Source organism: Pseudoalteromonas luteoviolacea CPMOR-1 (genome assembly GCF_001625685.1).
GTDB classification, from domain to species: Bacteria; Pseudomonadota; Gammaproteobacteria; order Enterobacterales; family Alteromonadaceae; genus Pseudoalteromonas; species Pseudoalteromonas luteoviolacea_K.
In genome coordinates this window covers 1-1,893 of record NZ_AUYC01000064.1, presented here as the reverse complement: position 1 = coordinate 1,893, position 1,893 = coordinate 1, and the positions used below count along the sequence as shown (strand labels likewise).

General features: G+C 42.3%; 2 protein-coding genes. Both read right to left on the bottom strand.

What is annotated here, in order from left to right:
* Positions 1 to 330: 330 nt before the first annotated feature.
* Complete coding sequence (locus N473_RS22065; protein WP_063369821.1) at positions 331 to 1,344, bottom strand: IS110 family transposase; 1,014 nt, start codon at positions 1,342 to 1,344, stop codon at positions 331 to 333.
* 210 nt (positions 1,345 to 1,554) lie between these two features.
* Positions 1,555 to 1,893: hypothetical protein (locus N473_RS26580; protein WP_196766456.1), on the bottom strand; the 339-nt coding region annotated here is incomplete at its 5' end.

Sequence of the window (1,893 nt, the reverse complement as noted above, 5' to 3'; positions counted from 1 at the left end):
GGTGTATTGATTTTGTTCGGTTAAACCGGCTCACTTCACCTTGCGCAAAAGAAGCGCACTCACTGCGTTCGCTGTCGCTAACCTTTTACACCACGTCATCCTGAACTCGTATATGGACTCCACTTGTTTGACAACAGGTTTTTTAAAATTAAAGATGCTTGCGTATATGCGGTTTCTTTTGAGAGCGCGACTCTCTAACCTTTGATTTATTCGCACCTTCTGTCCTAAACGTTTCGTTAGTGTATTATCACTTCAAGTTCAGACAGGTTTTCAGAAGGTTGGTCTTACCGTTTTAATTACATTGTTGTCGAACTCTTTTTGAGATGTTTGTTAAATCATAATTGGCTGGTAGTTCGTACCTTGTTTTAGCATTGCCCACGCCGTTCTGATATTTTTATTCACCGACGCAATACAAGCTCGCTTCACACCTGAACGAGCAACCAACCTTAAGAGCCATTGCTGCTTCAATGTCTTGGGTTTCTCCGGCAGACTAGAAATGTATGACAATGCCCCCAAAAATAAACAGGATTTTAGCTGTTTATCTCCAGCGCCTTTATCAATTCCCAGCATCACGGTTTTACCTCCACTGCTAAATTGTTTTGGGGTAACGCCTAAATATACAGAAGCACATCGCCCATTTTTAAAGTGCTCCGTTTGACTCAAGCTGGCAATTAGCCCCGCTGCACCTAAAACACCCACACCTTCAAGCGCAATAACACGTTGGCATTGCTCATTTTGAGAAACAAGCAGTTCTAGGTTTTTAGTGACTTTATTCAGAGATTGCTCTATTTGCTGGTATTGAGCTTTTAAGACACTAAGTAATGGCAGTAATACCTCTGGTAAATCATTGCGCTCTGTTAAAACTTCTTTCAATGCTTTCTTGGAGCGAGGAATAGTGATGCCATATTCATAAAATAAGGCCCTAATATGATTACTGAGTTGTGTAAGTTGTTTATCCAAAAACTTACGACTCACAGTGAGCGTTTGGAGAATTTGCTGTTCGATATTTTTTACTGGAGAAAAGGGCATATTTGGTTGTATAGCAGCAATCGCAATCCCGATAGCATCATTGGCATCTGTTTTTTGTTTGCTTATAAAAGGCTTAACATGTTTCGGAGACATCCCTCTCACTTCATGACCATAGGATTGAGCAACCCGCCCCCAATAATGAAAACTGCCACATCCCTCCATTGCCACAATGCTAGGAGGAGAGTTAGCGAGTATCTGGCGAACTTTAGATGGAGACTGTGCTTTATTAAAAACAACTTCGCCATGTTTAGAGACTTTTGCGACTTGGATAATATTTTTTGCCAGATCGAGCGCAATCACGTTACGATTATTCATATATGGACTCCTTTGTTTTGGTCGACACCACATTACACTGTATGTGAGATGTGGTGGAGTCCATATATCGTTTCAGGATCCATGCTTTTCCAGCTTTGACGCGGTTGCTGAGTCTGTAGAGGTGTATTGATTTTGTTCGGTTAAAACGGCTTATTTCACCTTGCGCAAAAGAAGCGCACTCACTGCGTTCATTGTCGTTAGCATGTTGCATCATAGACCCTGAAGCAAGTTCAGGGTGACGGAAAGGTTGGGTGCTGCGTCACGGTTTAAATACGTCATCCTGAACTCGTATATGGACTCCTTTGTTTTGGTCGACACCACATTACACTGTATGTGAGATGTGGTGGAGTCCATATATCGTTTCAGGATCCATACTTTGCTTGTTTTTACTCGGTTGCTGAGTTTGTAGAGGTGTATTGATTCTGTTCGGTTAAAACGGCTCACTTCACCTTGCGCAAAAGAAGCGTACTCACTGCGTTCGCTGTCGCTAGCCTTTTGCACCATGTCATCCTGAACTCGCTTCAGGATCCATGCTTTGTTAGTTTTGAC